Raw genomic sequence first — 23,935 nt, forward strand, 5'->3', positions numbered from 1 at the left:
AGAGATCGATTAAGACACTTTTAAAAAAACTTGTACACAATAAAACCTGCGTCCGTGAGTCCTGAAATTTCTGAGCAGAGGTTTAGTCCCGAAAACACTGAAGCAAAGGAAAGCATTAAGGTTTTTCATTTTAAGCTGACCACTCAGGCAAGTTTATTGCATGACTCAAAGCGCTAGCGTGCGAAATTTTACGGGTTACAAAGTTGATATTATTTTGTATACAATCGGCGCAGCGCGGTTTTCTGCCACAGGGCTTGTACCGCACCAGATTTCACGCACCTAAAGGAAGCTTGCAGTGAGCGCTGACTATCCACGCGACCTGATCGGTTACGGCAGCAATCCTCCCCATCCTCATTGGCCCGGCAATGCGCGTATCGCCCTCTCCTTCGTCCTCAATTACGAAGAAGGTGGCGAGCGCAACATTCTGCATGGCGACAAGGAATCCGAAGCCTTCCTGTCCGAGATGGTCGCGGCGCAACCGCTGCAAGGCCAGCGCAACATGAGCATGGAGTCGCTGTACGAATACGGCAGCCGTGCCGGTGTGTGGCGCATTCTCAAGCTGTTCAGGCAATTCGATATCCCGCTGACCATCTTTGCCGTGGCCATGGCTGCCCAGCGTCACCCGGATGTGATCCGCGCCATGGTCGCTGACGGTCATGAAATCTGCAGCCACGGCTATCGCTGGATCGACTACCAGAATATGGATGAAGCCCAGGAGCGCGAGCACATGCTCCAGGCCATTCGCATCCTGACCGAAATCACCGGCGAACGCCCGCTGGGCTGGTACACCGGCCGCACCGGCCCCAATACCCGTCGCCTGGTGATGGAGGAAGGCGGCTTTCTCTACGATTGCGACACCTACGATGACGACCTGCCCTACTGGGAGCCGAACAACCCGACAGGCAAGCCGCATCTGGTGATTCCCTACACGCTGGACACCAATGACATGCGCTTCACTCAGGTGCAGGGCTTCAACAATGGCGAGCAGTTTTTCCAGTACCTCAAGGATGCTTTCGACGTGCTTTACGCCGAAGGTGCAGAGGCCCCGAAAATGCTTTCCATCGGCCTGCATTGCCGCCTGATCGGTCGCCCTGCCCGCCTCGCTGCACTCAAGCGCTTCATCGAGTACGCCAAGAGCCACGAACAGGTCTGGTTTACCCGCCGTGTCGATATCGCTCGCCACTGGCACACTCAACATCCTTTCAAGGCCGCGCAATGAGCCAGTTCCAGACACTGAAGCCCTCGTCTCTGAGCCGTGAAGCGTTCATTGCAGCCTTTGCCGATATCTACGAACACTCGCCATGGGTCGCTGAAAAGACCTATGAACTGGGCGTGAGCCCTGAGCTGGATCAGGTCGAAAGCCTGCATGCGCGCATGAGCGAAATCCTGCTCAACGCCGATCATGAGCGGCAACTGGCGCTGATCAACGCTCACCCGGATCTGGCAGGCAAAGCCGCCATCCAGGGTGAACTGACCGAAGCCAGCACCAGCGAACAGGCCGGTGCCGGCATTCATCAATGCACAGCCGAGGAGTTCCAGCGTTTTACCGAGTTGAATCAGGCCTACAAGGCCAGGTTCGGCTTCCCGTTCATCATGGCGGTCAAGGGAAGCGACCGGCACAAGATCCTGGCGGCCTTCGAGCAGCGTATCCATCACTCGGCAGAAGTCGAGTTCGCCTGCGCGCTGGCCGAGATCAACAAGATTGCCCTGTTTCGCTTGCTGACCCTGTAGACACTACCAAGCCCATTCCTTCCAAGCCCATCGAGAAAGGCAGACAAAAAGAATGAAAGTTTACGCCGCACCGTTCGAGAAGTTCGTCAATCTGGCCGACGCACGCCTGGGGACCAAAGTCCTGTCCGTCACCGATGACTGGTTCGCCGATGCCAACCGCCTGTTCCAGCCGACCCCTGCGGTCTGGAAAGAAGGCGTGTTCGATGACAACGGCAAATGGATGGACGGCTGGGAATCGCGGCGCAAGCGTTTTGAAGGTTATGACAGCGCGGTGATCCGCCTGGGCGTGGCGGGCACCATCAAGGGCGTGGATATCGACACCTCGTTCTTTACCGGCAACTTCCCGCCTTCCGCCTCGCTGGAAGCCTGCTTCCTGGCATCGGGCGACCCTGATGAAAACACTCAATGGGTTGAAGTGCTGCCGTCGGTAGAGCTGCAAGGCAATAGCCATCACTACCACGCCATCAGCAACGATCAAGCGTTCAGTCACCTGCGTTTCAATATCTACCCCGATGGCGGCGTGGCACGCCTGCGCGTACACGGCATCCCCTTCCGTGACTGGACAGAAGTCAGCGACAGCGAGCAGATCGATCTGGTCGCAGCCCTTAATGGCGGCCGTGCGATTGCCTGCTCCGACGAGCACTACGGCAGCATGAGCAACATTCTGAACCCAGGTCGCGGTGTGAACATGGGCGACGGCTGGGAAACCGCACGCCGCCGCACGCCGGGCAATGACTGGGTCATCGTCGCGCTGGGGCATCCGGGCGAAGTGGAAAGAGTCATCGTCGATACACTGCACTTCAAAGGCAACTACCCGGACAGCTGCTCGATCCAGGGCGCCTTCGTCAAAGGCGGCACCGACAGCCAGATCGAAACCCAAAGCCTGTTCTGGCGCGAACTGCTGCCCAGCCAGAAACTGAGCATGCACGCCGAACATGACTTCGCCGAGCAGATCAAGGCTATCGGCCCGATCACCCATATCCGTCTGAATGTATTCCCGGATGGCGGCGTGAGTCGCTTGCGAGTATTGGGCAAAATAACCAAATAAACACACCCTCCCGCAGGAGCGAATTCATTCGTGAATCGGCGATGGCCATTCGCGACTGAAGTCGCTCCTACAGGCCCAGAGAGACTGTAATGCGCAAACTGATTATCGAGCCGTTGACCAAAGAAGCCTTTGCCCCGTTCGGTGATGTGATCGAAACCGATGGCAGCGCTCACTTCATGATCAACAACGGCTCGACCCAGCGCTTTCATCGTCTGGCCGAGGTCGAAACCGCCTCGCCTGACGACAAGGCAATCATCAGCATCTTCCGCGCCGAAGCGCTGGAGATGCCGTTGACCATTGCCATGCTGGAGCGTCACCCGCTGGGCAGCCAGGCTTTCATACCGCTGCTCGGCAACCCTTTTCTGATCGTGGTCGCGCCACTTGGCGATGTACCTGATCCAGAGCTGACCCGCGCCTTCGTGTCCAACGGCAGGCAGGGTGTAAATTACCATCGCGGCGTCTGGCACCATCCGGTGCTGACGATCGAAAAGCGGGATGACTTCCTGGTGGTTGATCGCAGTGGAACCGGCAATAACTGCGATGAGCATTTTTTTGAAGAGAGCCAGTTGATGGTGCTCGATCCAAACCAATAGGAAGGCCTGGCCCCCAGGCAAAAGGAAATACCGTGCTGGCACATCTGATGGAATGGCTGAATCTGGGCGTGCGCTGGATTCACATGATTGTGGGCGTGGCGTGGATCGGCGCCTCTTTCTACTTTGTCTGGCTGGAAAACAACCTCAATCGCTCAAACCCGCGTGACGGTTTGTCGGGTGACTTGTGGGCCATCCACGGTGGTGGCATCTATCACCTGGAAAAGTACAAGCTCGCGCCGCCGACCATGCCCGAGAACCTGCACTGGTTCAAATGGGAAGCCTATTCGACCTGGCTGTCCGGGGTCGCTCTGCTGTGTGTGGTGTTCTACGCCAACCCGACACTTTATCTGCTGGCTCCGGGCAGTAGCCTTTCGCCTGCCGCTGGCGTGCATATCGGCCTTGGCTCCTTGTTTGTCGGCTGGTTCGTGTACAGCTTTCTGTGCGACTCGGCACTGGGCAAACGCCCTGCGCTGCTGGGTGTGATCCTGTTCGTGCTGCTGGTCGCGGCGGCCTTCGCCTTGAGCCAGGTGTTCAGCGGGCGTGGAGCGTATCTGCATGTGGGCGCCATCATGGGCACCATCATGGTCGGCAACGTGTTCCGTATCATCATGCCGGCGCAGCGCGCCCTGGTGGCGGCCATCGCCGAGAACCGTACGCCGGACCCGGCTCTGCCCGCCAAAGGCCTGCTGCGTTCACGGCACAACAACTACTTCACCCTGCCGGTGCTGTTCATCATGATCAGCAACCACTTTCCCAGCACGTATGGCAGCCAGTACAACTGGCTGATCCTGGCGGTGATTGCCTTGCTGGCGGTGCTGGTACGCCATTACTTCAATACCCGACATGACAGCCACAGATTCTTCTGGACCTTGCCGTTCGCGGCGCTGGGCATGATTTGTCTGGCCTACGTCACCGGCCCCGCGCAACCGCAGAAGCCCCACGACGCTGCGGCAAAAATCGAGTATCAGCCGCTTCCCGGCACAGCCGTGGGCGGCTACAGGGCCGACGAAAAACGCCCCGAACCGGTTGCTGCGCCCGCACCGGCTGAAACCGCCAAGGTTGCAGGGATAGAGTTCGCCAGGGTTCATGAGGTCATCCAGCAACGTTGCACCGTTTGCCATTCGGCCAACCCCACCAGCAACCTGTTCAGCGCCGCGCCTGCGGGCGTGATGTTCGATACGCCAGAACAGATCCAGCAACTGGCCCCGCGCATCAAGGCCCAGGCCATCACCACACCGATCATGCCTTTGGGCAACATCACCCAGATGACCCAGGAGGAACGGGACCTTGTGGGCGCATGGATCGATCAAGGGGCCAGTGTTCATTGAACACTCTTCGCGGATGAATCCGCACAGGTTAATGCCGATCAGTTAAGGCACAAACAACACTTGTGGGAGGCAGCTTGCTGGCGAAAAAAGCCTGAAACTGGCAGATATTCTGCGTCGTCGCTGAAGTCGCCAGCAAGCTGCCTCCCACAAAGTGATTTGTGACCTCAAGAGGAAAAACGCCCCACTTTCGCCTGTCATGCTCCGCTCTGGAGCACTTGAGCTGGCACTCGCCACCCAGTATTCTCCGCCGCCGCTTTACAAGCCGCCAATTGCCAGGCCTGAACTGAAATTGTCCGTTCAGTCAGGTCCTGCATCCCGTAAAAATCATCGGAAACCGGCCATTGCCGAGTGTTTCAGGTATCCGCGTGGCTTTTTCACAGGGTTGGCTCAGCTTTTGCTAAATCACGAAGCTGACCACGTAGACAATTTATTACAACCAGAGCAAAGGCGTCACAAACAGAACGCCCACCTCAAGAACAGCTATCTAACCTCAAGGGAGCAACCGCATGAACCGTACTTTTTCCAGCCTGTTACTGGCCGGTAGTCTGCTGGCCGCAGGCTCGGCCATGGCCGGCGATCTGTTGCAATGGCAGACCAACAGCCTGACCTACCTCAACGGTCGGGACTTCACGGTCAACCCGGAAATACAACAGACCTTTACCTTCGAACATGCGGATGGCTGGAAATACGGCGACAACTTCTTCTTCGTCGACAAGATCTTCTACAACGGCAAGAAAGACGCGAACAGCGGCCCGAACACTTACTACGGTGAGTTCTCGCCACGCCTGTCGATGGGCAAGATCTTCGGCCAGAAGTTTGAGCTGGGGCCTATCTCGGACGTGCTGCTGGCCGCCACTTATGAGTTCGGAGAAGGCGATAACGAGTCGTACCTGATCGGTCCAGGCTTTGACCTGAACATCCCGGGCTTCGATTACTTCCAGTTGAACTTCTACCAGCGCCAGACCGAAGGCAATCGTCCGGGCGACGGCGTATGGCAGATCACGCCGGTATGGTCCTACACCATTCCAATGGGCAAATCCGATGTGGTGGTCGACGGCTTCATCGACTGGGTCGTGGATAACGACAAGAACGCCCGTGGCACCTACCACGCCAACCTGCACATCAACCCACAGATCAAGTACGACCTGGGCAAGGCGTTGAACTTCCCTGAGAAACAACTCTACGTCGGTATCGAATACGACTACTGGAGCAACAAGTACGGCATCAAGGACACTTCATCCTTTGATACCGACCAGAACACTGCAAGCCTGCTGGTCAAAGTGTTCTTCTGATCACAGGCAGCATCGGGCGAGGTTGCACTGCGGTGCCGCCTCGCCAGTACTGAACACCCTCTTTCTCAATTGTTTTTTCACATCTCGTTGACCGGTCATTGACCTGTCGCGCCCTAGTCTGCGGTCCAGTCCTCCTCTTGTGACGGCGACCAGCCTTGAATACCCAATCGCTCTACGACCAGTTGGCCATTGCCAGTCACGCTGGCTACAGAAACCTTACCCATTATCCAAAAGCGCTGTGGCTACTGCCGCTGATGCTGGCCGCTATATGGCTGGGCACCTCGCTGTTGACGCCCTCTGGCCCACTCGATCTCTCACTGGGCCACAACCTGCGCAAGGCCGGCGTGCTTGCCCACTGGGCCGAAGGTGATCTGGTCATTCTGGTGCGCCATGCCGAGCGTTGCGATCACTCGACCAATCCCTGTCTTGGACCACCCGACGGCATTACCCGTAAAGGTCAGTTAGTAGCACAGGAACTGGGCAATTCGTTCAGAGCCCTTGATCTGAGCCACACGGACATTTTCAACAGCCCCCTGCTGCGTACGGCCCAGACCGCAGGCTTTGCGTTCAAAGGCGCAAGCATTCCTCAGGACTGGTTGGGCAACTGTCGCCACACGATGCTGGAAGACATGCAGCAGCACAAAGTCGATCAACGCAACATGGTGCTGGTCACTCACAGCGAGTGTTTCAACCAACTGGAGAAGTCGCTGAAAGTTTCGGCACGCACCGTGCCCGACTATGGCAGCGCCCTGTTCGTGGCTGTTAACCCCAAAGATCACAGCACCAGGATTCTGGGCTTTCTCGATGCCCAGGACTGGAAGTCCGTCATGCCGCAACATCCATAAGCCATCAGGAAACCCGGCCGCGTGAATACTCTAAAAAATCGCTTCTACTTGATGAATGTCGGCATACCTTTATTGCTGGCGGCTCTGGTCTTTGTCGTCTTCGACCTGACCGAACTGGATGTCACCCTCAGCAATCTGTTGTACGACCCTGTTACCCAGGTATTCCCGTTCCAGCACGACAGGCTTTTTGAAAACCTGACACATCGCTGGCCACGGATCATTCCGGACTGGACAGGTGAGCTGGCAATCATCGGAGCAGTGCTTTCATTTGTATGGCCCAGGTTGAAGGCCGACAAACATCAGCGCCTGATTGCCACTCTGGAAAGACTTCGTATCGCCAGGGCGCTCAAGTTTCTTGCCCGTCACCGCCGTGACTTTATCTTCGTTGTCGTTGCCTTCGCGATAACCACTGGCATGGTTCATTACTTCAAAAGCCACACCAGTGTTTACTGCCCGGTCGAAACAACCCTGTATGGCGGTACTCAGGAAAAGAAAGAATGGTTCGAGAACTTCAACCTGCTGCATGAAGCCGGAAAAGGACGCTGCTGGCCCGGTGGTCACGCCTCAAGCGGTTTTACCCTGTTGGCGCTGTACTTCGTCGCCCGCCGCTACCGCTGGCGACATGCTCGCAAGCTGTTGGGCTGGGTTATGCTGCTGGGCATGGTGTATGGCACGACCCGCGTCCTGCAAGGCTGGCACTTCATGTCCCACACCTTCTGGTCCGGGATTCTGGTATGGCTAACGATACTGCTGACCGCCCTGTTCTTCTATGGACGACCAGCACTTCAGGCATCACTTGAGCCGGGCAACGACAGGCTCAACCCCTTGCCGACTTCCACACCTTACCCGCCAGCGTCACCACGACCACCAGTGCCGCACCGGCAATGATTCCGGCAATGGCATCCATCAGGGTCGGGACTACGATGGAGAAGCCGCCGACAGCACTGGTCGCGCTTTCGGTGATGCCATCGACCCAGTGATGGGCGAACGGCAAGCCATGCACCAGAATGCCGCCGCCGACCATGAACATGGCGGCGGTGCCAAGGATAGACAGCGCTTTCATCAAGACCGGAGCCAGCCAGAGCAAGCCATTGCCTATGCTTTGCGAAGCGGAGCTGGCGCTCTTTTTCAGGTGCAGGCCCAGGTCGTCGAGTTTCACGATACCGGCCACCAAACCATATACGCCGACTGTAATCAGCACCGCGACTATCACCAGTACGCCAACCTGATCAAGGAACGGCCGGCTTGAAACCACGCCCAGTGCCAGGACGATGATTTCTGCCGAAAGGATGAAGTCCGTGCGGATGGCGCCTTTGATCCGTTCCTTCTCGAACGCAACCATGTCCACTGATGCATCGCCAGCAGCCTGTTTACGCTCTTCGTGTTCTTGACCTGCATCGGAATGCAGCCATTTGTGGACAATCTTTTCAGCCCCCTCGAAACACAGGTAGGCACCGCCGATCATCAGCAAAGGCAGGATCGCCCATGGCGCAAAGGCGCTGATAAGCAATGCGGCAGGCACCAGAATCGCCTTGTTGAGCAATGAGCCCTTGGCCACCGCCCACACTACCGGCAACTCCCGGTCGGCCGAGACGCCCGTGACTTGTTGCGCATTGAGGGCCAGGTCATCGCCCAGCACACCCGCCGTCTTTTTGGTGGCCAGTGCCACATCGTCGAGCAGGGTTGCAATGTCATCGAGCAGGGTCAGCAAGCTTCCAGCAGCCACAATCAATATCCTTGAACAAATAGAAAAACAAAACGGCGCTTATTGAATCACAGGCTACAGTCAATCGTATGACCCTATGCTTCAGAATCATCTGACCCGCGCCGACTCACAACGTTTTGCCCACATTCACGACTGTCACACAACAGCAATTATTTCCAATACCCGCTCCGTCCCGACTGCTTTGATTGGCCCCCTCATCCACCGGGAGCCATCATGAACAGCATTTTCTGGCCTAGGCGAAAACAGCACCTGATCCGATCCGTCCAGCTTGCCAAGCCCGACACGTTCCCACCCGAACTGCTCGACTCCTTGAAAAACATCACTCGAATGTCCAATGCCATCCGGGAGCTCGAACGCGCTGGCAGCAAAGACTCAGTGCTGGTGAAAAACATCGTGCTGTCGATTGCCAATCATCTGGCGACCGCCTCCGGCCAACTGACGGATGAAGCTTCAAGACAAGCCATGGGCCTGCTTGCAGAAGGGCTGATGGGGTGCATGGCTCTCGAAAATGCCGGCCCCGCGCTGGCAGCACTGAATGAGAATGAACTGGTGGGTTACGTCGGGCCGCTGTCGACATGGCTGGGCAAGTCACGGGAAACAGGGTTTTCGGCATTTTTCGGAACGCCGAACCAGAAGCTCCAGGCGGTCTCGGATGTGATCGACCATCACTTCGAGAGCAGCGTGGCCAGGCTTTCCGAGCGTTTTGACGTCGAACTTCAGCGGCTGCCAGCCTGTTCTTACAAGATCATCGATCTGTGTGCGATTGCCGGTGAGGCCGATACCTTCCCCAAGCATTTCGCTTATTTCATGCCCGAAGATCAGGGCATCAAATACGCGCCGTTCAAGCGCACGGTGGTGTTCGCCAACACGTACCTGAACCTCTACCGGCAAATCGCGCTGGAGCAGAAGGGTATCTTTGGCTGGACGGATGCTGATCTGCCAGCAGAACAGGACGCCGAGCGTTACCTGATCGGCTGGTTCCGCGGGCATGACCTTGGCCACTCGATCGTGCTCAAGAACACCGATTACCGAAAGCTGAGTCGCCATGACCGCTGGGGCTCGATGATTGCCCAGGAAACCGTGGCCGATGTGTTTGGTTTCATGTTGGCAATGGACCCGGCGATTGCTGAAAGGCTTGAACTGGACCCGGTCATGATGATGCGGCTCTATGTGCTGGAGCTGTTCCGTTACCTGCGGCGCGGGCCAGAGCAGTTCCCGGACGCTGGCGCCGCTTACGTCCAACTGAAAATGCTGGAAGAAGCCGGCGTCTTGTCGGTGCTCAAACCGGGCACCATCGCCATAGACTCCGAAGCGTTCCCGCAGGCCATGGCCCATATCACCCGCACGCTGCTCACCGCAGTCATGTCCGATGATATCCAGGCTTTCGACGGCTTCCTGAAAAACTATGGCGCCCACCTTGCCCAAGGCGCGGATCTGCTGTTCGGGCTGCCCGTCTGTGAAACCACCCTTTTCTATGAACAGTCCTTGCTGGAGAACACATAAGTGGAGTTTTACAACGGCTTTCTATTGAGCCTTTCACTGTGCCTGGAGATCGGTCTGGCCAACATGGCCATGATCACGTTGTCGATGCAGCGCGGGTTCAGACAGGGCGTCTGGCTGGGCGTAGGCACCTGCATCGGCGACCTGGTCTACGCCATTCTCGCTCTGGCGGGCATGGCGGTGCTGCTTCAGTACGAGGCGGTTCGCTGGGCGCTATGGCTGGGTGGCTCGGCGGTACTGGCTTACCTGTGCTTCAAGATGGTTGCCAGCGCCATGCGGGTCAAGGCTGGGGTCAGCGGATCGGAAATGCAGTGGGGCAACACGAATTTCGCGCTTTTCTCCAAGGGCATCTTTCTGGCGATGTCCTCGCCCAGCGCGATCCTGTGGTTTGCTGCGGTAGGCGGCGCAATCATCGCCAAACAGGGCGTGGACCTGAACAGCTCGGTTCTCTTCCTCTCGGGCTTTTTCAGCGCAGGTATTTTCTGGGCACTGGTGCTGTGTACCCTGGCCTACCACGGTGGCCAGCTGCTGGGTGAAAAGATGCTCAGATGGACCTACATCGCATCGGCGCTGATATTTGCCTACTTCACCCTGTACGTCGTCATTTCAGGCTATATGGAGTTCGTCAGTGCGCAGCCCGTTATTGAACATTGATGCATAGCGATTAGGGGATATGCCCATCACCCGGCGGAACGAATTGCACATGTGGCCCTGGTCATAAAAGTACAGTTCAGTGGCAACCCTTGCCGCCGCATCGCCCCGGCGAAGTCTCTTGCGCACTTCGATCAGCCTGAGCTGCTTCAGGAACTGCATAGGCGCCAGAGACTTCACCATCTTGAAACTGCGCACCAGATGAAACTTCGAGAGCCCTGCCATGGCACTGATATCTTGCAGGTCGATGTCTTCGTAAAGGTTGTCGAGCATGAATTCCACAACTCGGGAAACCACATCAAGTTCGACGATAACGCTGCCTTGATCCCGAAACCTGGAGAGTTCGGCCAACAGTTCATAAGGTGCCTCTTCGCGGCGGGAAGAGTCATTGGCCGCGTGCAGCGCAGCGATGGCCTTGAACAGGGCACCGTCGATGAACGCGCCTTCGTCAAACAGCGGCCCCTGGGTATCGCCAAAGACCGACGCCACGTGAGCGGCATCCAGGTGAACACTGATGAACCTGGCACCTGCCGAGCAGAATCGGGAAGACTGGACCGTCATCGGGTTATAGAGGGTGACCTGACCGGGCAGCACTTCCTGAGAGCGGCCGTCATACCAGATACGTTCGCGACCGGAAAGATTGGCGCTGATCACATATTCTTCATGGGTATGGCGAGGAAACTCAGCGTTGCATGCTGAAACCAGAGAGCACTCGGCAAACGGGCGTTTTGAAAGGGCTTCGATGATCGGCGTCATAGTGTTATTCCGTTAACTGCTCTGAAAGTCCCTGCCCCGATCTCCAGATCGAGCCCGCGCCGGCCGAGTAAATACAGGCGCTTGAGTGAGATTGTCCTACAAACGCACAGTATCGTTTTTGTATCAGGGGTTCAAGCGAGCAACTCCCCCTTCCCGACTTGTGGCGTGAGTGTTGCATCACGAAACCCGATTATTGATCGCTGCACCAACAACAAGGGGCTGTCATGCACACTGATTCGCAACGAGCGCAATGGTTGAAACCGACCTCTCAAGAGACGGGCGTCATCATCGTTTCCAATGCAAACCTGCCTCAATACATCATCGACACACTCAATACCGAAATCAGTGACTGGGAACAGGTGGCTTATCTGGTCATCAAGCAATCGACCCAACTGGAAGAGGAATGGCTCGATGCTGAAAACCGGGCCTTCAGTGCGCAAAAACCTTCGAGCTGCGAAGCCAATGGCTTGCTGAGTTCAATCCCCAAGACCTGCCATCTGCTGGATGTGGAAGCCAGCCATCGGGCGCATCTGTCCTGGCTGGGTTCGGTGTGCGGGCACAAGCTGCACTTTTTCGAGCTGGAGAAGCTGGAAGAACAGACCCCGTCCAAGGCCTCGATGGACTCACAGGTAGAAGAAATACTGGCGGCGACCCGGCATCTGGTGAAGAACTACCTGCAGGATCATTTCATGTCGCCCTCCTGACCGTGCCTACATGGGGATCTGGGTGGTTGAAAGCACCTGACGCAAGCCCATGAAGGAGCGGATCTGCCTGACGCCCGGCAGATAAAGCAGTTGCTCGGCGTGCAGCCGGTTGAAGCTCTGGCTGTCTTTGGTGCGCAGCAACATGAAATAGTCGAACTCCCCGGTCACCACATGAAACTCCATGCAGCCGGAAACCTTCTGCGCAGCCTCCTCGAACTGGGCGAATGAGTCCGGGGTCGAGCGATCCAGTACCACGCCGATCAGTACCACCATCCCCGCTTCCAGCGCTTCGCCGTTGAGCAGCGCCACCACGCCTTTTATGACACCCGCGTCCTTGAGCCGCTCGACACGCCTCAGGCAGGCCGGCGGGCTCAGTTTGACCTTTTCGGCCAGCGCCACGTTGGAAATGGACGCATCACGCTGCAACGTCTTGAGGATGGCCCGGTCGATCCTGTCGAGCAGCGGCGTGATATCGGCGTCCGGCTTTTTGCCTCGTTCATTTATTGCTTTCATATGGACTTTCTAGAAATAAAATTAATTTTCAATTTCCAGAGACTAACTTTCATTTCCTAAATAGACAATTCTTTGCAACCACGATTATTGATCGATTTTCTATGATAGGTCCCATCGCAGCACGTTAATGATTCCTCTCATTGGAGACTCGATATGAACCTGACCAAATTCAAGCGCTATCCCCTGACATTCGGCCCTTCGCCTATCACTCCGCTCAAGCGTCTCAGCGAGCATCTGGGCGGCAAGGTCGAGCTGTATGCCAAGCGCGAAGACTGCAACAGCGGTCTGGCATTTGGCGGGAACAAGACGCGCAAGCTTGAATACCTCATCCCCGAAGCCATCGAAGGCGGTTATGACACCCTGGTGTCCATCGGCGGTATCCAGTCGAACCAGACTCGTCAGGTAGCAGCCGTCGCCGCTCACCTGGGCATGAAGTGCGTGCTGGTCCAGGAGAACTGGGTGAACTACTCCGATGCGGTGTACGACCGTGTGGGCAATATCGAGATGTCCCGCATCATGGGAGCTGATGTGCGTCTGGATTCCGCAGGCTTCGATATCGGTATCCGCCCGAGCTGGGAAAAAGCCATGGCCGATGTGGTCGAGAGTGGCGGCAAGCCGTTCCCGATTCCGGCAGGCTGCTCGGAACACCCTTATGGCGGCCTGGGCTTCGTGCGGTTTGCCGATGAAGTGCGCCAACAGGAAGAAGAACTGGGCTTCAAGTTCGATTACATCGTCGTCTGCTCGGTCACCGGCAGTACCCACGCCGGGATGGTGGTCGGTTTCGCTGCCGATGGCCGTGCTCAGCGGGTGATCGGTATCGATGCCTCGGCAAAACCGGATCAGACCCGCGAGCAAGTGCTGCGCATTGCTCAGAACACCGCAAAACTGGTGGATCTGGGCCGTGAAATCACCGCCGATGACGTGGTCCTCGATACTCGTTATGCGTACCCGGAATACGGCCTGCCAAACGAAGGCACCCTGGATGCGATCCGCACCTGCGCCCGTCTGGAAGGCGTGCTGACCGACCCGGTCTACGAAGGCAAATCCATGCACGGCATGATCGACATGGTCCGCAACGGCGAATTCCCCGAGGGCTCGAAAGTGCTTTACGCACACCTGGGCGGCGTACCGGCACTCAATGCCTACAGCTTCCTGTTCAAGGATGGTTGATCGCACATGACTTATCGTAGGAGCGAATTCATTCGCGAATGAATTCGCTCCTACGCCGTCCCAGGCTCATCATTGAGCCTTGCGCGAGCTCAGTGCTACCATGCGCACCCGCCGTGCAGGAATCTGGTCATGAGCAGTATTCGCGAGCGCAACAAAGAACTTATCCTGCGCGCCGCCAGTGAAGAATTCGCCGACAAGGGTTTTGCCGCGACCAAGACCGGCGACATCGCCGCCAAGGCCGGGCTGCCCAAGCCCAACGTCTATTACTACTTCAAGTCCAAGGAAAACCTCTATCGCGAGGTGCTGGAAAGCATCATCGAGCCGATCCTGCGTGCCTCGACGCCCTTCAATCCCCAAGGCGTTCCCACGGAAGTGCTCAGCAGTTACATCCGCTCGAAAATCCAGATTTCCCGCGAACTGCCCTTCGCCTCGAAAGTGTTCGCCAGCGAAATAATGCACGGCGCACCGCACCTGACGCCCGAACAGATCGAGCAGCTAAACGGCCAGGCCAGACACAATATCGAGTGCATCCAGGCCTGGATCGACAGTGGCCAGATTGCGCCCCTGGACCCTCATCACCTGATGTTCACCATCTGGGCCGCGACCCAGACCTATGCCGACTTCGACTGGCAGATATCTACCGTCACCGGCAAGGACAAGCTTGAAGACAGCGACTACGAAGCGGCGACGCAAACCATCCTGAGGCTGGTACTCAAAGGTTGCGAACCGGATTGATCGCGTGATCTGAAATGCCGCTCAGAATCACTCTGTGGGAGCCAGCTTGCTGGTGACTTCAGCGTACAGACACAGAATATCTGCCGGGTTTCAGGTATTTTCGCCAGCAAGCTGCCTCCTGCAAGTGTGTGTGCCTTGACTGATGAGCATCAACTCATCAGGCAGCCATTCAGAGCAGTCAAATCCCGTCTTCTGCGAAGGCATGCCACATAGCCATTATGCGCAAGAAGTTGCGCACTTTTTTGTGCATATCCTGTGGATAGACCTCTACAACCCTTGTAATTAAAAGCTCACAGACGAGTGCGCAAGAAGTTGCGCACCACTGCGCAACTTCTTGCGCACTTTTAAGGGGTTTTCCATGTGAAAATCATGAAAACCCGACAACAAAACACCTATCTATCTGATTTATATAGTAAATATATTATCTGGCACGAAGCTTGATCTGTAATCGCCACCCACCTGGCGAATTCGCCTCCCGGGACACTCAATGTTTCAGCAAGGAGAGCACCCCCATGGCTACACCCGCGTACATGTCCATCACCGGCGAAAAACAAGGCCTGATCACTGCCGGCGCATTCACCGCCGACTCCGTGGGCAACACCTATCAGGAAGGCCACGAAGACGAAGTAATGGTCCAGGCTTTCCATCACGACGTGATCATCCCGCGTGACCCTCAGTCCGGCCAGCCTACCGGCCAGCGCGTTCACAAACCGGTGAAAATCACCAAAGTGTTCGACAAGTCCTCGCCTCTGCTGCAAGCGGCCCTGACTTCCGGCGAGCGCCTGAGCAAAGTCGAAATCAAATGGTTCCGCACTTCCGCTCAAGGTACTCAAGAGCACTACTACACCACCGTTCTGGAAGACGCCATCCTCGTCAGCTCCAAGGACTACATGCACAACTGCCAGGACCCTGCGAACGCGCATTTCACGCACCTGGAAGACATCGAAATGACCTACCGCAAAATCACCTGGACCCACGAAGTCTCCGGCACTTCGGGCTCCGATGACTGGCGCTCGCCTGTCGCCTGATAACGGCTGACGCTTCAAGCATCGACCAGCTTCTGCTGGTCGATGTTGTTTACGCTCTTCCAGAATTGAGGAACAAGGGATGTTCGCGCCGGCCAATCAGACTCACTTCAGCCTGACCGTAGAAGGACTCAACAGCGACCTGCAGGTCCTGTCCCTCACCGGCCGGGAAGCCATCAGCCAACCGTTCGTGTTCGACGTCGAACTGGTCAGTGAGCAGCCGTCCCTGGACCTCGAAACGCTCCTGCACAAACCTGCCTTCCTGCAACTTTCGCCTGACGGCAGTGGCATTCACGGCCAGGTCTACCGCGCCGCCCAGGGTGACTCCGGCAAACGCCTGACCCGCTACTCGGTGACCCTGCGCCCGCAGTTATCCTACCTGGCGCACCGCATCAACCAACGTATCTTCCAGAACCTCAGCGTGCCGAAAATCATCGCCCAGGTCCTTGAAGAGCATGGCATCCAGAGCAACGCCTACGCATTCACAGTCGGGTCGGTTTATCCCGAGCGCATCTACTGCGTTCAATACGATGAATCGGACCTGCACTTCATCCAGCGCCTGTGCGAGGAAGAAGGGATTCACTACCACTTCCAGCACAGCAGCACGGGCCACAAGCTAGTGTTCGGCGATGACCAGACGGTGTTCCCGAAACTCGCGCCAGTGGCCTATCAGCAAGACTCCGGCATGGTCGCCAACGACCCGGTGATCAAGCGCTTCGACATGCGCCTGGAAACCCGCACATCGCGCACCACCCGCCGCGACTACGACTTTGAAAAACCACGCCTGACGCTGGAAAGCGAAAACCGTGGCGACGCCCTGCCCGACCTTGAAGACTACGACTATCCGGGCCGTTTCGTGGACCGCGAGCGTGGTAAACACCTGGCCAGGCGCGCCCTCGAAAGGCATCGCAGCGACTACCAGCTCGCCGAAGGCAAAAGCGATCAGCCGCTGCTGGTCAGCGGCCACTTCCTTGCCCTGACCCAACACCCCAAGGCCAAATGGAACGACCTGTGGCTGCTGACGGAAATCTTCCACGAAGGCAAACAGCCGCAAGTGCTGGAAGAGTCGGTCAGCAGTGACACGACAACGCTCAAGGACGACTTCCATCAGGGCTATCGCAACCGTTTCCAGGCCACGCCCTGGGACGTGCCGAACCGCCCGCCGCTGAGCCACCCCAAGCCGCGCATCCTCGGCAGCCAGAGCGCCGTGGTCACCGGGCCAAAGGGTGAAGAGATCCACTGCGACCAATACGGCCGCGTCAAAGTCCAGTTCCATTGGGACCGTGAAGGCCAGGCCGACGACAAGACCAGTTGCTGGCTGCGCGTCTCCTCCGCCTGGGCCGGAGCCCAGTACGGCGGCATCGCCATCCCGCGCATCGGCATGGAAGTGCTCGTCACCTTCCTGGAAGGCGACCCCGACCAACCGCTGATCACCGGCTGCCTGTACCACAAGGAAAACGTCGTCCCCTACGAGCTGCCTGCGAACAAGACCCGCAGCACCTTCAAGACCCTCAGCTCACCGGGCGGTGGCGGCTACAACGAGTTGCGCATCGAAGACAAGAAAGGCCAGGAACAGATCTACCTCCACGCCCAACGCGACTGGGACGAGAACGTCGAAAACGACCAGAAGATCCGTGTCGGCAACGAACGCCATGACACCGTCGAGCAGAACAGCTACAGCGAGTTCAAGGCTGAGGAGCATCGTACGGTCTATGCCGACCGCAAAGTCGAAGCCCGCGCCGATGACCACCTGAGCGTTGGCGTAACCCAACACGTCAAGATAGGCACTGGCCAGTTCATCGAAGCGGGTCAGGAAATCCACCTGAGCAGCGGTTTGAAAATCGTGCTCGAAGCCGGCGCAGAACTGACCCTCAAGGCCGGTGGCAGCTTCGTCAAGATCGACGCGGGCGGCGTGACAATGAGCGGCCCTGCGGTCAACGTCAATACAGGCGGCAGCCCAGGCGTCGGGACAGGCATAGCGGCGTTGCTGCCCGGATTGTTGAAACAGGCCGATGCCGCCAGAGCCGGTGCGGTTCTGACACCGGCACAAATCAATACGCTTAAACGCAACGCGCCTTTCTGTGAAGAGTGCGAGAAGTGCAAGGACGGTGCCTGTGCGATCTGATCTTTTGAGCCCTCAGGCCTGGCTGGAACAACAGCCGTTGCAACAAGGCGAGCACCTGTACCTGATCATCAGTGCAGCCAGCGACGCCGAACCTCTCAAGGCCTTTTACCAGCAAAGCCAGGCGCCGCAACTGATTCCGATCTGGGGTGGCACACCTTACGCCGACTGGCAGCCCGTGATGCCCTATCTTTCCGTGCTGACACCCACTGCGGGTTTTCTGCAATGGATCGCCGAAACCGATGCACTCGACTGGGGCTGGCTCGCGGTATCGCGCTCGGAGCCCAATACCGTGTTCGAGCATCTGCGCAGCCTGACGCAAGTGAAGATGCCCGACGGGGCCGAAGTGTTTTTCCGGTTCTGGGACGGGCGGCATATCTACCCGATTCTTGAGGGGCTGGGCGAGTCGGCGGGTGAACTGATGCCGATGTTCGAGCGCTACCTGATCAATGGCCGAACTCTGGAAGTCGGGCAAAGAACAGTGCCGAAAGCGAAGGACTGGCCATGGTGGGAGGTGCCCAAGGACTTGCTGGAGAGTTTGATGGCTGAAAATCCATCCACGGTGATCGGCAACATGATGCAGTGGCTGCGGGATGAACATGCCGACCTGTACTTCTCGTTCCCTGAATCCAACCTGCAAGAAAAAGTGGCGCGTTTCGTAAAGCGTACACCGCTCACGGAAGAAAACTTTACCGGGCTGTTGAAGGCCTATCTGGAAAATGAGGTGGCGGCATGAGCATTTTGATGGGCGGAATCACCGGAGCCCTCACGGCAAAACAGCCTGATGCTCAGGCCATCATCAACGACTTCAAGAAGTGCCTGGCGGATTATCGCGAGCATGCCGAAGCCTGGTACGGCGGCGTGCTGGATGCCGAACAACAGTTCAAAGTGGGCGACGAGGTCGGCACTGCGGACAAGGACAGCAAACAGCAAAACACCCTTTACGCCAACTGTCCGGCCAACGGCAAGCTCAAGCTTGTACACAGCTTCGAGTCGGCGCGCTTTGTGCCGATTGGCAACACGCCGGTGCGTCTGGTGCCCGTGGAAGATGGTTTTGCCTTTGGCAAAAACGAAGTCGGCCAGGCAATTGATCTGAAAATCGGCCCAAGCGGGATTCTGGAGGTTCCAGGCCTCAAGCCCAATCAGCAATACAAGATCACCTTTTTCCCGAACCCTACCCGTGCGCAGATCGACAGTCTGTTCAACTCCTACCAGGGCGTCATCGGTGATCTGAGCGGCTGGCTGCAAACCGAATGGAGCACCGACTTCCTGCCTCTGTGGCAAGCGCACACCAACGCTTCCATGGCCGGCAAAGCGATGCAACAACTGGAGTCTGCCTGGAAAGGCTTTCTCAAGGCGATCATGGGCTTGTGGGGGGATATCAAGAACCTCTACGACCTGGTTGCTCACCCTCGTGAAAACTACGAAAAGCTGAAAAAGTTCTTCACCGAGGAACAGATCAAGAAGATCTATAACGCCTCCAAGGAAGCCATCCAGACGGCTCTGTTGATCGCCAGTGATGAGCCACTGATGTGGATTTACGTCGCGGCCATCGTGGCCTGGGTCAAGATGCTGCCGCCGCAGACCTGCACGGAAGTGCTGGCGGAACTGACCACCGAAGTCCTGCTGAACATCCTGATCGGTATCGTCCTGACGGGCGGCATCGGCCTGGCCGTGCGGGTTAGCGCCAAGGGCCTCAATGCCGCCAAAAACGGCGGCAAGGTCATCAAGCTGATCGAAGACTTCACCTCCATGCTGATGAATATCAGCAAGAAGAACGCGACCGGTCACGCAGAAACCGCCAAGCCTCTGCTGCTCAATGGCAACTCGCCAATGAACCCGGCGCGCAAGACCAGCGTTGAAATAGCCCCTCCGAAACCTGCCGAAACCGCGACGGCCCCCAAGCGCAAGCCGCCCATTACAGGCGGTACCGTTGAAACGGATGCGCAGATTAGCGCACGGGCCAAGACGGAAAACGCAACGCGCCTCGAACAGGCGGAAAAGACCGACGACGCAGCCAAGCAATCGCAAACTCCTGCCAAGCAGCCCGCCCAGTGCGCAGACAAGACCTGCACCAACGGTGAACCGGTATCGATGGTGACCGGTGAAGAACTGCTGACCCTGACCGACGGCGAACTCGGTGGTTTGCTGCCGCTGGAGTGGACGCGCCTGTACCGCAGCAGTGCGGTCGAAATCGATAGCCGTCTTGGCTACGGCTGGAGCCATTCCCTGTCCCATCGTCTGCAACTGGACGACGAAGGCGTGCTCTGGACTGACAATGAAAACCGTCAGACCCGCTTCCCGCTGCCGACCGAGCAACGTCCGGCCATCACTAACAGCCTTGCCCAGGCCGCCATTTACCTGGGCGATGCTCCTGGCGAACTGATCCTCACCCAGGCCGGGCCAAAAGCACGCTTCTATCATTTCCGGGCCGGTCGCTTGACCACCATCAGCGACCCGTATGAAAACCAGGTTCACATCACTTACGACCTGGTTGACCGTATTCAGCGCATCGACAACGGAGCTGGCCGCGCCCTGCTCCTGCGCTACGACGACCGCCATATCGTTGCCGTGGATCACCAGCAACAACGCCCGGAATATAACGAGCGTGGCGAGCGCCAGGACCCGTGGCTGACCATCCAGACCCTTGTTACCTACGACTACAACGCCCTTCACCAACTCGTGTCTGCAACCAATGCGGTCGGTGAAACCGAGTATTACCGCTACAACGACCAGCACGTCATTCTGAAGCGGCAAATGGCCGGTGGTGCGAGCTTCTTCTGGGAATGGGAGCGTGAAGGCAAGTTCTCGCGGTGCGTGCGCCACTGGGCCAACTACTCACAACTCGAAGCGCGTTATGAGTGGGACGACAAGGGCACGGTCACCGTCCATAACGCTGACGGTAGCGAGCAGGTCTATGTGCATGACGAAAATGCACGTCTGATCAGCGAAACCACTCCCGATGGCGCAGAAACCCAGAAAGCCTATGACGATAAAGGCCGCCTGATTGCCGTAAAAGATCCGCTGGGGGCCATTACCGAGTACCAGTACAGCGAAGCCGGGCGACTGGTGGCCGTGATCCCGCCGGAAGACGAACCGACCCGTTACAACTACTTCGACGGGCAACTGATCGAGGTCAAGCGTGGCAAGGCTCGCTGGCAATATGATCGCAATGAACAAGGCGATATCACTCAGCAGATCGACCCTCAGGGCAACGAAACCCATTACCGCTACGACCGTCAGGGCCGTCTGCTGGAAATCCGCCATCCCGATGGCAGCCTCCATCAACTGGGCTGGAACGGTCTGGGCCAATTGCTGGAAGAACGTCTGCCTGACGGCGGCCAGCGCAAGTACCGTTATGACGCCTTGGGTCGGCAGATCACCCGCCAGGACGAAACCGGTGCCATCACTCATTACCAATGGGACGCGGTCAATCGCCTGAGTCAGGTCACCCTGCCCGGCGGCGCCACTCGCGCCTTCACTTACAACCCGTATGGTCGCGTCACCGCCGAACGCGATGAACTGGGCCGCATCACCCGTTACGAATACGCCGACAACCTGCATCTGGTCAGCCGCCGCATCAATCCCGACGGCAGCCAGTTGCGCTACCGCTACGACAACTCGCGCCTGCTGCTCACCGAGATCGAGAACGAACGTGGCGAGCATTACCACCTCGATTACTACGCCAACGGCCTGATCCAGCAGGAAACCGGCTTCGACGGTCGTCGCACCGCGTACGAGTACGACCTCAACGGCCAGTTGCTGAAGAAAACCGAATTCGGCGATGACGAAAGCGAGTTAGTGACCGAGTACCAGCGCGATGCCGCAGGCCGCCTGCTGGTCAAGACCCTGCCCGACGGCGAAGAGATTCACTACAGCTACGACGCCCTTGGCCGTCTGGTCAACGTCGACGACGGCAACTGGCCGCTGGCTTACGAATACGACCTGCAAGACCGCCTCATCACCGAGCACCAGGGCTGGGGCACCCTGCGCTACGAGTACGACAGCGTCGGCCAGCTCAAACACTGCCGCCTGCCCGACGGCAGCACGCTGGATTACCACCATCAGCGCGGCGGTCAGTTGAGCAGCATCGACCTCAACGGCTCGCGCCTGACCGCTCACCAGTTCAGTGGCGGTCGGGAGCGGCAGCGTCAGCAAGGTCTGTTGCTCAGCCAGTATCAGTACGACGAACAAGGTCGATTGCAGGCACACAGCGTCAGCCAGCAGGATCGCAGCCTGTTCCATCGTCGCTACGCCTACGATGCCAACGGCAACCTGGCGGGGATCGATGACAGCCGCAAGGGCAATCGCAGCTTTCACTACGACCCGCTGGACCGCCTGATCAACGTCCGTGGTGCCACGCCGGAAAGCTTCGCCCACGACCCGGCCGGTAACCTGCTGGGCCAAGGCGATCTACCAACCGCCAACCTGGCCAACGTCAAAGGCAACCGCCTGCTGATGCAGGGCGACCGCCATTACGACTACGACGCCTACGGCAACCAGATCCGCGAACGCCGCGGTGCCGGGCAGAAACTCGTCACCGAATACCGCTACGACGCCCAACATCGCCTGATCGGCGTCAGCCTGCCGGGCGGCAGCACTGCCAGCTACAAATACGACGCCTTTGGCCGCCGCATCGCCAAGACCGTCGACGGCCACACCACCGAATTCCTCTGGCAAGGCGAACGCCTCGTCGCCGAAAGCGCCGACAACCGTTATCGCAGCTACATCTACGAACCCGGCAGCTTCCGCCCACTGGCCATGCTCGACGGCGAAGGCCCACGCAAGGCCACGCCGTTCTACTACCAGCTCGACCACCTCGGCACCCCGCAGGAACTCACCGACTACAGCGGCGAGATCATGTGGTCCGCCAAATACCGCGCCTACGGCAACCTCGCCACGCTGGACGTCGCCGAAATCGACAACCCGCTGCGGTTTCAAGGTCAGTATTTCGATGCGGAGACGGGCTTACATTACAACCGGCATCGCTACTACAATCCGGGGACTGGACGGTTTTTGACGCCAGACCCGATCAAGCTGGCGGGTGGGTTGAATAACTATCGGTATGTGCCTAACCCTACGGGGTGGGTGGATCCGTTGGGGTTGGCGACCGTTCCGGTCGACTGCCCCGGTGCAACACCCAAGCGTCCCAATAACTCTGCAAATGCGACGAAGCCTGATCATATACCCATGTCTCAGGAAAAATACGATGAGGTAATCAACCTTGAAAGAGGAAATAGGCCCCCTGATACTCGCGAATATCTGCCAGAACAATATGTGAATCTGCACGAGGAAGCCTTCAAGCAGCAGGGAGGCTCGTTTGTTGTTATCGACTCATGGATTGAAAAATCTAAATACCCGACATTCCCGCCAAGAAAATTTGTAGGTCTACCGTCCGAAATGAATGCCGTAATCGCCAAATACAAAGCGAGCGGCAATAACTGGGAGGTGCTAAACAGAGAGTTAAACCTTGGCGACGACGACCTATCTGATTTCAAAATCTATCTGGTTAACATTAAGCCTGGCGACCCTAGGTTCAAATATGAGATCCCAAATGGTAATGAAGCAGGAGCTTATCCGAAAGAGTGGGTACCCGGCGGCGAAACAAAAAGCGGAACAAAAGAAGCAGCACTCATTGGTTCAGAAAGCATCGATCACGGCAAAGACATGAACAAACTCTTGAGCCAATTTGATGATTGGGAGCAACTACAGTGAAAACTAATTTTGAAACAGCGTTAAATAGAGACGAGTTCCCAGAGTATTTCAGAGGGTCTGGAGTTTATTTCAAGGGAGATCCCGACTGGGGCACGCAAATGCACATTAGAAACTGGGCGGGACTCTGCAGCTTTCTCAAAACACACAAAACGCCCGACCTAATATTGAATAATGCTTTCAGCAAATATCTAGATACAGTGACCACCAGTTTGAAAGATGCAGAAGATCTATTTGAAAACATAGGCTGCTATTATTACATGCGCAAAAAAGTCCCCGCCTTATCCGTAAACGGATTTGACTTAGTTCTTAATTTACCAAGCGCACAACGTCGAAAAATATCCGAATCTATACGATTTTTAAAACAAGAGCTAACCAGATCCAACAACACTCAGGGGATAGAACTTTTCAATCAAGACATGGAAAAATTGATCGGCGATGGTGGCCCTAAAGACATAGAGAATCTTTAGAGTACTACGCATTT

General features: G+C 57.2%; 21 protein-coding genes. 18 read left to right on the forward strand and 3 right to left on the reverse strand.

The features are described 5' to 3' along the window. Positions 1-295: 295 nt before the first annotated feature. The 8 genes from puuE to ACODS3_RS20290 all read left to right on the forward strand — a co-directional run bounded on the left by puuE (position 296) and on the right by ACODS3_RS20290 (position 7,725). Complete coding sequence (gene puuE / locus ACODS3_RS20255) at positions 296-1,219, forward strand: allantoinase PuuE (RefSeq protein ID WP_201019970.1); 924 nt, start codon at positions 296-298, stop codon at positions 1,217-1,219. Beyond that, entirely contained in the window at positions 1,216-1,731 is a 516-nt protein-coding gene (uraD, locus tag ACODS3_RS20260) for a 2-oxo-4-hydroxy-4-carboxy-5-ureidoimidazoline decarboxylase (protein ID WP_489035971.1), read from the forward strand. The genes puuE and uraD overlap by 4 nt, the downstream gene beginning before the upstream one ends. A gap of 52 nt (positions 1,732-1,783) precedes the next feature. Beyond that, positions 1,784-2,779: an allantoicase gene (alc, locus tag ACODS3_RS20265; RefSeq protein WP_201019972.1), complete on the forward strand. Its 996-nt coding sequence runs from the start codon at positions 1,784-1,786 to the stop codon at positions 2,777-2,779. 89 nt (positions 2,780-2,868) lie between these two features. Continuing rightward, entirely contained in the window at positions 2,869-3,372 is a 504-nt protein-coding gene (locus tag ACODS3_RS20270; RefSeq protein ID WP_025259262.1) for an ureidoglycolate lyase, read from the forward strand. 32 nt (positions 3,373-3,404) lie between these two features. Beyond that, positions 3,405-4,700 carry a urate hydroxylase PuuD gene (locus tag ACODS3_RS20275; RefSeq protein WP_489035974.1) on the forward strand — a complete coding sequence of 432 codons (1,296 nt, stop codon included), beginning with the start codon at positions 3,405-3,407 and terminating at the stop codon, positions 4,698-4,700. A 506-nt stretch (positions 4,701-5,206) separates the two neighbouring features. Beyond that, positions 5,207-5,992 carry an outer membrane protein OmpK gene (locus tag ACODS3_RS20280; RefSeq protein ID WP_304575993.1) on the forward strand — a complete coding sequence of 262 codons (786 nt, stop codon included), beginning with the start codon at positions 5,207-5,209 and terminating at the stop codon, positions 5,990-5,992. Between the two features lie 155 nt (positions 5,993-6,147). After that, positions 6,148-6,837: a lipopolysaccharide core heptose(II)-phosphate phosphatase PmrG gene (gene pmrG, locus ACODS3_RS20285; RefSeq protein ID WP_489035977.1), complete on the forward strand. Its 690-nt coding sequence runs from the start codon at positions 6,148-6,150 to the stop codon at positions 6,835-6,837. Positions 6,838-6,888: 51 nt separating this feature from the next. Beyond that, a complete protein-coding gene (locus ACODS3_RS20290; RefSeq protein ID WP_489036021.1) occupies positions 6,889-7,725 on the forward strand; it encodes a phosphatase PAP2 family protein in 837 nt (278 codons plus the stop codon). Here ACODS3_RS20290 and ACODS3_RS20295 read toward each other — a convergent pair. Next, positions 7,655-8,563 carry a DUF808 domain-containing protein gene (locus tag ACODS3_RS20295; RefSeq protein WP_201019977.1) on the reverse strand — a complete coding sequence of 303 codons (909 nt, stop codon included), beginning with the start codon at positions 8,561-8,563 and terminating at the stop codon, positions 7,655-7,657. The genes ACODS3_RS20290 and ACODS3_RS20295 overlap by 71 nt on opposite strands. Positions 8,564-8,776: 213 nt before the next feature. On the opposite strand from ACODS3_RS20295, the gene ACODS3_RS20300 reads away from it, so the two are divergent. Both ACODS3_RS20300 and ACODS3_RS20305 read left to right on the forward strand, forming a co-directional pair. Next, positions 8,777-10,066 carry a DUF8614 domain-containing protein gene (locus ACODS3_RS20300; protein WP_201019978.1) on the forward strand — a complete coding sequence of 430 codons (1,290 nt, stop codon included), beginning with the start codon at positions 8,777-8,779 and terminating at the stop codon, positions 10,064-10,066. Then, on the forward strand, positions 10,067-10,717 hold the full coding sequence (locus ACODS3_RS20305; RefSeq protein WP_201019979.1) for a LysE family translocator: 651 nt from the start codon (positions 10,067-10,069) through the stop codon (positions 10,715-10,717). It begins immediately after the preceding gene. Here ACODS3_RS20305 and ACODS3_RS20310 read toward each other — a convergent pair. Next, a complete protein-coding gene (locus tag ACODS3_RS20310; RefSeq protein WP_201019980.1) occupies positions 10,670-11,470 on the reverse strand; it encodes an AraC family transcriptional regulator in 801 nt (266 codons plus the stop codon). The genes ACODS3_RS20305 and ACODS3_RS20310 overlap by 48 nt on opposite strands. A 224-nt stretch (positions 11,471-11,694) precedes the next feature. Between ACODS3_RS20310 and ACODS3_RS20315 the strand changes: the two genes are divergently transcribed. Then, a complete protein-coding gene (locus tag ACODS3_RS20315; RefSeq protein WP_201019981.1) occupies positions 11,695-12,174 on the forward strand; it encodes a transketolase in 480 nt (159 codons plus the stop codon). A 6-nt stretch (positions 12,175-12,180) separates the two neighbouring features. Here the strand turns inward: ACODS3_RS20315 and ACODS3_RS20320 are convergent, their stop codons facing one another. Then, a complete protein-coding gene (locus ACODS3_RS20320; protein WP_201007386.1) occupies positions 12,181-12,687 on the reverse strand; it encodes an Lrp/AsnC family transcriptional regulator in 507 nt (168 codons plus the stop codon). A 153-nt stretch (positions 12,688-12,840) separates the two neighbouring features. Between ACODS3_RS20320 and ACODS3_RS20325 the strand changes: the two genes are divergently transcribed. The 7 genes from ACODS3_RS20325 to ACODS3_RS20355 all read left to right on the forward strand — a co-directional run bounded on the left by ACODS3_RS20325 (position 12,841) and on the right by ACODS3_RS20355 (position 23,921). After that, positions 12,841-13,857 carry a 1-aminocyclopropane-1-carboxylate deaminase gene (locus ACODS3_RS20325; RefSeq protein WP_201019982.1) on the forward strand — a complete coding sequence of 339 codons (1,017 nt, stop codon included), beginning with the start codon at positions 12,841-12,843 and terminating at the stop codon, positions 13,855-13,857. Between the two features lie 129 nt (positions 13,858-13,986). After that, positions 13,987-14,592, forward strand: a complete 606-nt coding sequence (locus tag ACODS3_RS20330) for a TetR/AcrR family transcriptional regulator (protein WP_201019983.1) — start codon at positions 13,987-13,989, stop codon at positions 14,590-14,592. Between the two features lie 512 nt (positions 14,593-15,104). Next, complete coding sequence (locus ACODS3_RS20335; RefSeq protein ID WP_201007432.1) at positions 15,105-15,620, forward strand: Hcp family type VI secretion system effector; 516 nt, start codon at positions 15,105-15,107, stop codon at positions 15,618-15,620. Positions 15,621-15,699: 79 nt separating this feature from the next. After that, on the forward strand, positions 15,700-17,742 hold the full coding sequence (locus tag ACODS3_RS20340) for a type VI secretion system Vgr family protein (protein WP_489035983.1): 2,043 nt from the start codon (positions 15,700-15,702) through the stop codon (positions 17,740-17,742). Beyond that, positions 17,732-18,475, forward strand: a complete 744-nt coding sequence (locus ACODS3_RS20345) for a DUF4123 domain-containing protein (protein WP_489035985.1) — start codon at positions 17,732-17,734, stop codon at positions 18,473-18,475. The genes ACODS3_RS20340 and ACODS3_RS20345 overlap by 11 nt, the downstream gene beginning before the upstream one ends. Then, positions 18,472-23,454, forward strand: coding sequence for an RHS repeat-associated core domain-containing protein (locus ACODS3_RS20350; protein ID WP_489035986.1), 4,983 nt, complete (start codon positions 18,472-18,474; stop codon positions 23,452-23,454). The genes ACODS3_RS20345 and ACODS3_RS20350 overlap by 4 nt, the downstream gene beginning before the upstream one ends. Beyond that, positions 23,451-23,921 (forward strand): hypothetical protein, encoded by a 471-nt coding sequence (locus tag ACODS3_RS20355; RefSeq protein ID WP_489035988.1) that lies wholly within the window; start codon positions 23,451-23,453, stop codon positions 23,919-23,921. Before ACODS3_RS20350 ends, ACODS3_RS20355 begins: the two co-directional genes overlap by 4 nt. Positions 23,922-23,935: the final 14 nt, after the last annotated feature.

This window comes from Pseudomonas sp. FG43, assembly GCF_057809175.1.